The sequence below is a fragment of the Pseudomonas sp. 67(2021) genome (assembly GCF_017491835.1).
GTDB classification, from domain to species: domain Bacteria; phylum Pseudomonadota; class Gammaproteobacteria; order Pseudomonadales; family Pseudomonadaceae; genus Aquipseudomonas; species Aquipseudomonas atacamensis.
The window spans coordinates 168,392-175,784 of the sequence record NZ_JAFGYL010000011.1 but is presented as its reverse complement, the minus strand read 5'-3'; the positions used below and the strand labels follow the sequence as shown (position 1 = coordinate 175,784).

General features: G+C 53.5%; 10 protein-coding genes. 4 read left to right on the top strand and 6 right to left on the bottom strand.

Annotated features, from left to right (window positions below):
* The coding region (locus J5M66_RS15795; protein WP_207817492.1) for a hypothetical protein at positions 1–586 on the top strand (586 nt) is incomplete at its 5' end.
* 552 nt (positions 587–1,138) lie between these two features.
* Here the strand turns inward: J5M66_RS15795 and J5M66_RS15790 are convergent.
* From J5M66_RS15790 to J5M66_RS15780, 3 genes are all read right to left on the bottom strand, one after another.
* Complete coding sequence (locus tag J5M66_RS15790) at positions 1,139–2,005, bottom strand: hypothetical protein (protein ID WP_207807989.1); 867 nt, start codon at positions 2,003–2,005, stop codon at positions 1,139–1,141.
* A gap of 216 nt (positions 2,006–2,221) precedes the next feature.
* Positions 2,222–2,590 carry a hypothetical protein gene (locus J5M66_RS15785; protein ID WP_243432908.1) on the bottom strand — a complete coding sequence of 123 codons (369 nt, stop codon included), beginning with the start codon at positions 2,588–2,590 and terminating at the stop codon, positions 2,222–2,224.
* Between the two features lie 741 nt (positions 2,591–3,331).
* Positions 3,332–4,099, bottom strand: coding sequence for a hypothetical protein (locus tag J5M66_RS15780; RefSeq protein ID WP_207807990.1), 768 nt, complete (start codon positions 4,097–4,099; stop codon positions 3,332–3,334).
* 350 nt (positions 4,100–4,449) lie between these two features.
* Between J5M66_RS15780 and J5M66_RS15775 the strand changes: the two genes are divergently transcribed.
* From J5M66_RS15775 to J5M66_RS15765, 3 genes are all read left to right on the top strand, one after another.
* Positions 4,450–5,001: a hypothetical protein gene (locus J5M66_RS15775; protein ID WP_207807991.1), complete on the top strand. Its 552-nt coding sequence runs from the start codon at positions 4,450–4,452 to the stop codon at positions 4,999–5,001.
* Positions 5,002–5,132: 131 nt separating this feature from the next.
* A complete protein-coding gene (locus J5M66_RS15770) occupies positions 5,133–5,366 on the top strand; it encodes a hypothetical protein (RefSeq protein ID WP_207807992.1) in 234 nt (77 codons plus the stop codon).
* 54 nt (positions 5,367–5,420) lie between these two features.
* Positions 5,421–5,828, top strand: coding sequence for a hypothetical protein (locus tag J5M66_RS15765; RefSeq protein WP_207807993.1), 408 nt, complete (start codon positions 5,421–5,423; stop codon positions 5,826–5,828).
* 165 nt (positions 5,829–5,993) lie between these two features.
* On the opposite strand, the gene J5M66_RS15760 is transcribed toward J5M66_RS15765, so the two are convergent.
* The 3 genes from J5M66_RS15760 to J5M66_RS15750 form a co-directional block, all read right to left on the bottom strand.
* Positions 5,994–6,347, bottom strand: a complete 354-nt coding sequence (locus tag J5M66_RS15760; RefSeq protein ID WP_207807994.1) for a hypothetical protein — start codon at positions 6,345–6,347, stop codon at positions 5,994–5,996.
* A gap of 65 nt (positions 6,348–6,412) precedes the next feature.
* On the bottom strand, positions 6,413–7,012 hold the full coding sequence (locus J5M66_RS15755) for a tail assembly protein (protein ID WP_207807995.1): 600 nt from the start codon (positions 7,010–7,012) through the stop codon (positions 6,413–6,415).
* Between the two features lie 3 nt (positions 7,013–7,015).
* Positions 7,016–7,366 carry a hypothetical protein gene (locus J5M66_RS15750; protein ID WP_207807996.1) on the bottom strand — a complete coding sequence of 117 codons (351 nt, stop codon included), beginning with the start codon at positions 7,364–7,366 and terminating at the stop codon, positions 7,016–7,018.
* Positions 7,367–7,393 lie beyond the last annotated feature (27 nt).

The following is a 7,393-nucleotide window of genomic DNA, read 5'->3' as shown; positions in this document are numbered from 1 at the left end:
GCTATGGATGATTGCTCTGGTGTCGATTGTAGGAGTGCTCGCACTTATTCCTATAGCTAATTTATTAGTGGTTGGGTACAACAACCTTTCCTTGGGAGTGCAAACGGGACTAAGCCTTTCAGAACTAGGTCAGATGGGCGATTTTTTTGGTGGGCATACTTCTGCTTTCTCAGGAGCACTGTCGCTTATCGTAGTATTGTTTTTTACTTTCCATCAAGCTAAGCAGCAGCGAGAGTTTTTCCTGGCTCAGAAAGCTGAAGCAGCACAAAATTCAGATCGCCAGTTTTTCCTTGATGGAGTTAATCTAGTTACCCAGTGGGAAATGAAGTCATCAGGAGCAGATCAATGTATGCGCCTCTTGGACTATTACAGTCGGCTGGCGCTTGAATCGTCTGATCGAGAATTATTGTTAATCCTGAATACAGTTATAACTGCACAGATACGCAAAAATCTAGAAGGGAAGAATGGTAGTTTCAGAGCGACTAACTATCCGTACGCCTGCGAGGCTGTAGAAAAAATCCGCATTCTTCGCGAGGCAGACTCGAGAGCTCACAAAGCAAAACGTAAAGAAAATTTGAAGCCTTGAGACCTATCCACCCTTTGGGTTGCCCCAAAGGGTAGGTCCTCGACCGTCACCTTCCATAGATTGGGGAAGGTATAGGAGTTGCCAGTTTGTCGTCACGGGACGAGCGTGTTGACACTATCCAGCAAATAGTTGTCCCCGGTCAAGCCAGTGGCACCTTTCCCTAAAGGTCGCTTTTGATGGCTAGGGTAAATTCATGCGCGGTGAAACCGACGAACGGTATTGGCCAGCCAGAAATGGCGGTTTGAGTCGATACGACAAAGACGGTCTGCTTCAAAGTTGATTGATTAAAGACAAAAAAGCCCTGTCAGTAGCAGGGCTTTGAGGTCAACGTAAGCTCACAAGGAGTTTGGCGGGAGAGTCATCGAGGACGGGTTGATTGGAGCAATATTGTAGCGTTCAGGCTGAACTGCCCCAGATTTCACAAGGCGATCATAACGATCGTTGATCGCTGAAAGACGCTGGGATCTCTCCCCTGAACGGATTACCGACTCGCGCTCAAGCGCTTCAGCTGTACGGTTTGCAAGCGTCGTCATGGCATCCCTCCCTCGCTGATTATGTGTAGTGAAGCATGAAAGCAGATCGCTGGCGTTCTGCATGCTCAGTGATCAGCTCTGAATAAACGCGCAGATTCTGCCTGAGTTCTTGATCATCAGTATAGTCTTCGATCTTTAGCTTCAGACCACCGGTTAACGTGTTGATTCCGATCATTCTGCCGTGCGAATGCCAACGGTTGTTATCACTCAGGTCTTTTGCGATTTGCTCGGCGCGTGCCTCTTTTTCTGCTTCGGACACGGCCGTGCCCGGATTGGTGCATCCATGGACTGTCCAGTCTTTGAATTTGTATTTCACAAGCCAGAGCTTTAGCAGACTCACGGAGAGATCCCTAGCTTGTTCATAGCGACGAAGAGTCGCGAGGTCCAGGCGCTGTAGCATCATAAACTCTGCATCTGTGAGGCTACCAGCTGCAGACTTTTCTATAAGTTGATTTACCTTGTCGATGTAACCGAGGGCAGGGACAAGCTGCCCATCTGCCAAGGGAACCTGCGGGTCAATCGGACCGAGCGAGGACGTGTAGTCCATGAAAATCTTATCGCCGGACATACAAAAAATTGTGCCTGCGGACATTGCAGCCGTAGGAACCACGAAAAATACTTCATCAAAATGATGTCGAGTTACCTCAACCATCTTCTCAACAGCCTCAACTACCCCGCCTGGCGTCGCTATGACGATGCAAATTCGGTTCGGATTTGCTGTATTGGCGCGATGTTGCACTAACTCTTCGATCGCATTCACGTACGCACTTTGAACCGCAGGGTGTATCGGGCCGGAATATGCCAGCAATGAGCAACCGAAGTGCTTCGCAATCAGTCCTCGATAGTGAGTCAACGCAATGAGAATGTGGTTATCAAGACTAGGCATATTTGATCCCTGAGTACCTTCAACTCGACAAGCCAAGCGGCTTTTACTAAAGCCACCTTAGCTGGCAATTTGAAGTCATGCCATTTTGCCGCTGAGCAACGTAACGCTACCCCGGATCAGGGTAGTGCTCATTCATGGAGTATTTTCAGATTCGGGATCGATCATCGCATCTCAAGGCTGCTGGTAATGCCCAGGCTCTCATTTTTGTATGGCTGGTTATGAGGCAGCATTTTTTTGGGTATTTCTCAAATGCGGCCAGGTGGCCTCGCGCTTAAGTCGCTGGTATTCCCTTGCAACTATCGAGTGAAGTGCCTCCGTAAGAAGGTCTGTAAGCCTTACCGCGACATCTTGCTCCAACCTCTTGATTGTTCCCGTTCTCGGCGTCGCACAGCTGATGCATTTCTCAGCGATACAAAGACTGGCGATCACGCCCCAGATGTAACCGTCCAATAGCTTGTTCTCAATCAGAACTCGGCTCTCAGGGGCTTCCTGATAATCCCAGTCCACTCGGAAATACTTTCCATCCTTGGACACTTCGATTTTTGGTAACGCAGCCTCCGGGTTAAGGCTTGGCATTTGAGTCATCTGACTGTTCTCTGAGATGGGCCGATCATTGTAAAACACGGTGACAGAGACAACCTGCTTCGGCCTGCTGTCAGGTCGGCGGACGCCCTGTAAATACTTGACGAGTACCAAGCCCCAGCGCGAGACCTTTCACCCTGGAGACGGCGCCGTGCGTGGGCTGTGGAGGCATTGACCGGCGCCTGCCAGCGAAAATCCGTCAAGGTCCTGTCAAGAATTGCTTGGCGCGCTAAGGTTTTGTCTGGCCGATCGCGGTAGGCGTTTCGGCCTGGCCATCACCGTTCGCCCCTTGTCGGCCATGATCATAAATTCTTGACGAGGCAGGCGCTTACAGGGCGGAGCGAATTGCTGCGAGCGTGGCTGTGCTTAGGCTTGATGGCGCTGGTGGTAGGAGATGCCAGCGCAATCCGTCAAGACCTGTCAAAAGTTTGGTCAAGGCTCCGTCAAGGATGGTCAAGGATTTGGGCGTCTCCTGCGCTGAAACAGACCCACCTGTTCTGGACGCCTCGGCTATCGCCGTCAGCATTCCGAGCTGGCCCGGCCCTGGTGGCCGTAGCGCCCGTCCGCCACCTACCAAAATGCGCCCGGTCAATCCGTCCAGAGCCTGTCCAGAATCTGTCTGGGCTGTCATGGGTATGAGACGGCAAAGCCCCACTCTTTGACGCCACGCACGCGAATTAAGCTCAAACGGTTGTCATGCGCAGGGTTCGTCTCATGCCTGTCTCACATTCCGTCAAAGCGTGGTCAAAGAGGTGAGCCAGGTTTCACTTGCATTGCGAAGCGCCGAGGAACGGTGTGAACCTCCAGAGCCGCACCCCACGCTTCCGCCACCTCATCGCTAGCGAGAAGCCCGGTGAAACTGACGCTTCCGCTCGCCTGGATCGTTATGTCTCCCAGCACGGCCATATACGCAGCGATGGTTTGCGGAAGAACAAGATGGCCGGAGCCATGACTGTCGTGAACCATGAGATCGTCTCGGCCGAGTGACACGCTGTGGAGAAGTGCTCGATACGTACGGTGCGTGAACTTGGACAGTTCCTGATAAAAGACCCTGCGCACGGTGGCCGCCTCTACGCCGTCCTGCGCTTCGATCAGTTTCCGGATTTCGCCGTGAGAAATTGTTTCGTTTTGGTACCACTTCTTCAGCGCAGATACTGCTTTCGGGGAATCCGCGTGCAGAAAGCGCATCACGTCGATCGCTTCAACTGCGTCGCGGAAGACTCGCGCAACTGGCCTGTGGCGCATCTCCTTCAGTAAGGCGACGCAGTCGAGAAGTGACGCCAGCAAGTCCATGGTGATCAGCCAAGTCGCCTTCTGCAGAGATTGCTCGTCGCGATGGTATTTCAGCGTGTGCGGCCTGAGGCGTTTGATGATTTCACGAAGCAGGGCATCGCATTCCCTGAGGAACTGCCGCTGGGCTTCATGCTCGTAAGGGGTGTCGTATGCCTCCTGGGGATGTCGACCCCAAACGATGCTGGGCATGCTGTTCTCACTGAAGATTTCGATAGCCAATCATGGGTGTTTCCCCAGTGGGGGTAAACGCCTATATCGATCGCCTAGAAAATATGCCGGTCGCTTGCAGGTTGCCAGGTTAAATGCCTGCGTTTCGGTGGAAACCTCAGTGGAAACCTTACATCGCCCGTCATGGCTTTTGATAATAGGGACGTCCCAGCCGCATCCAGTTTTACGACTTGGTCGCGAAAGATCAGCGTGGGCGGGCGGTTCGCGCGCAATAGTGGTTGCGAACCAGGTGCGAACCATCGCTGCGAACTGACGAGTGTGCATGCCATAGTGATGGTGGCTCGCAGGCTTAGCGGCCTCGGGAGGCCATCTGGTAAACCATGACTTTAAGGAGGGTACGCATGTTCGCGGGTGCTAACGTCGGCCAAGTCTACAAAAAAACCTTTGAGCTGCTTTCTGAAGAGAATGATCGAGGTGCGGTTCTGCTGAGCGGAGTGATAACAGACGGCATTTTGGATGAGATGATCAAAGCGCGACTCATTGGTTTACCTGGCGCTCGCAAGGGAAAGCTCAGATTCCAATACGCGGCAAAGATAGACCTAGCGTTTTGCCTGGGTTTGATTTCGTTGGAAATGCTGACGCTGCTACATAGTCTGCGTGATGCAAGAAATACCTTTGCTCATGAGGTAGTGAATAGTCTCAACGACGCTGCTATCGCTGGAGCTATCAAATCAGTGTTCGAGGCGGTACCGAGCCTGTATGACGGTTTCATGAGTAACTGGATTGCCGATTTACAGGCCACTCTACGAGGCGTGGGCGTTGTGGACGAAGCGGTGATCGCCAGCGTCTCTCCCGGCGACAGGGCCAGATTTAACAATTATTTAGCGCTCGTTGCAGCTCGGCTTCATGAAGCATCAGTCAACGTCGAAAAGCTGAGTTTCTCGGGAGTTTAGCTTTGCTCGGAACCTTCCACCGAGGGTGCTGGCCGCTGGCAGGGCCAGGGTGCGTACCGATTGTGCGTACCTAGCTGAGTACCAGTGTTGGGAATCTCGCTCCCACAGGGATTTCGCGGGCTTCTGGGTGCGTGAAGATCGTGCGTGAAGCCGTGCGCGAAGGTTCGGTCATGGGGTTGGTTTTCACAATCAGCTTTGAATGCGGTGGGCGCGGGGAGTGGTCACTACTGGTGGTCACCGCGGCTGGTCACTGGCTGGATGCGTGGCTTGATGGTGCCCTGCGAGTGATGCTGCGCGTACTAACTTTTACTAACAGATGGTGGATATCAAAGCGGATACCGGCCGATCCGTTGCTCAATCGTTGAAATCTGTGAGATATGCCGCTATTGATAATCTTCAACCCAAGCAGGAAGCGACGCATGCCCGCAGAAACAATCGATCTTGTTGAAGCTCGGAAAATGGCTGATGAGATTCGCCGTTTACACGATCAGTTGGAGACACTCATGCGGGAGGGGGGAATTGGAAAGTCATTTTCCCCATACGAGATTTCCTCCCTTCAATCTCGGCTGAAGTCGATCAAGGAAGAAATAAAGACTGCTGCTAAGCACGGAACCATGTCCCGGCGAAAACAGGCACAAACCCGTTTGGAGGAAATGTACTTTGGGCCAGGGCTCCGTTCCGCGTCGGCCAATTTCAGGCTAGCCGTTAATGCAAATCCAACGAATGACAAATGGGTTCGCGAGCTCTACGACCCCGCTGGGGATCTCTCGTATACGCTTCACAACCTCGAGGCTCATATCCTCGAAGAAGAGCAGTCAGGAACCTAACAAAACCTGACATCGCGCCGACGAGTCACCGGACACGAAAGGTCCGTGAGGCGACTCCTTGGGATGGTTACCAATGGTGGTTACCACGCTTGGTTACCACCGGGCGAGACAGACCATATGTTTCCAGTGCGGCAGTCTGGTCTATGTTCGCGTCCGAGCATCTATTCAAAGACACGCTTTTGTCGATCGCAATGCGCTCTCTTTGCCTGAACCGAAGTCGAGGTAGGCGCGTTGGTAAAATTTCACCGAGCTGCCTGGGGCGGTTTTGCTGATGCTCAGGATCTCATTGGTGTTCATGTCGTTGCCGCTGATTATCCGATAGCCTGTTTCTGTTGCGGACATAGTGGCGTCTGGTCGATGCTCCTGCCATTGTGGAAAGACGCATAAGGCGTAGTTCTTAGGGGTTTTGCTGGAGGATGCCGAAAGCACCGGCCCTTTTTCAACAAGGGCACTCGGTGAGTAGCACCCAGCCAAAATAAGGGTAGAAGTGGCGAGGACGGCGGCTTCTAGAAAGCGCATGGTGGCGTTATCCGTAACTGATAAAGCCGTGACGCTACCATGCGCTCAATGAAAGCCCAATCGCGTTACGCCTTATCTTCGGCGTAGATCGAGGCCGAGATGATCATTCCACCCCACCGGCGATGGCCGATGCAGATCGGCACCGGGTTGCCGCTTGCCGTGGTGTTCCGCGCAGACCCGAAGCTGTAGCTCGGTGAGTTCTCCGGCGAGGAGCTTTGCGATAGTCCGCCAAGCTGTGGGCTGAGCATTTGGATCACGCCGCCGGCCGCTGTGCCAATCCCCGCGCCCATCACCGCTGTCGCCGCAGCGCCAGCCGTCATGAACGACGCTACAACTATGAGAGCCACTCCGATTACGGTCTGCAGAACACCCGCTCGTTTGCTGCCAGCGATCACTGGAACGATTCGGATCTCCTGCGCCCCGCCCAGTTTCAAATCTTGCTCGCCGATGTTCTTCCCGTTGCGGAAAACTGCAAACTCCAGGCCTTTGCTTTTTGCGTCAGCCAAGTATTTTGCAAACCCCGGGAAATTGACGTCGACTGCCTTGACCGCTTCGCGAACGTGGCCAGTGTCGAGTTCGTATATGTGCTCGCGCCCGAATTTCTTACCCGCAGATCCGCCGAGGAGAATTCGTGTTTTGTTGCCGTAATTCACTGCCATTGCCATGTTTTACTCCTGAGCGCCTTGAGCGCTATGTTTTGGAATTTCCATGCCGAGCTGGTCGGCGAGGATCATGCGTGCGGCCATTGCGTCGTTTCGAATCGCGATCTCGCGTTTCACGTCTGGATTCCAGGCCGAACAGTGAGTCGATTTGTACGCCCGGGCTCCCCGGTATTCGATGCGCATCAGTTCGGCTGAGATCCTGGCCTCTTCCTCGGTGAAGAAAGGCCCCTCGATCTCTACCCGCTCCCCGTCGCGCACATGCTGGACGGTCCAGACGATGTACCCGCCGATCGTGCTGGGGTCAGTGGTGAAATCTGTGTCCTTACACGCTTCGGCGAAGCGGATGTGGTGTGACATGTGTTTCCTCCTACGGCGCCTTGGTGC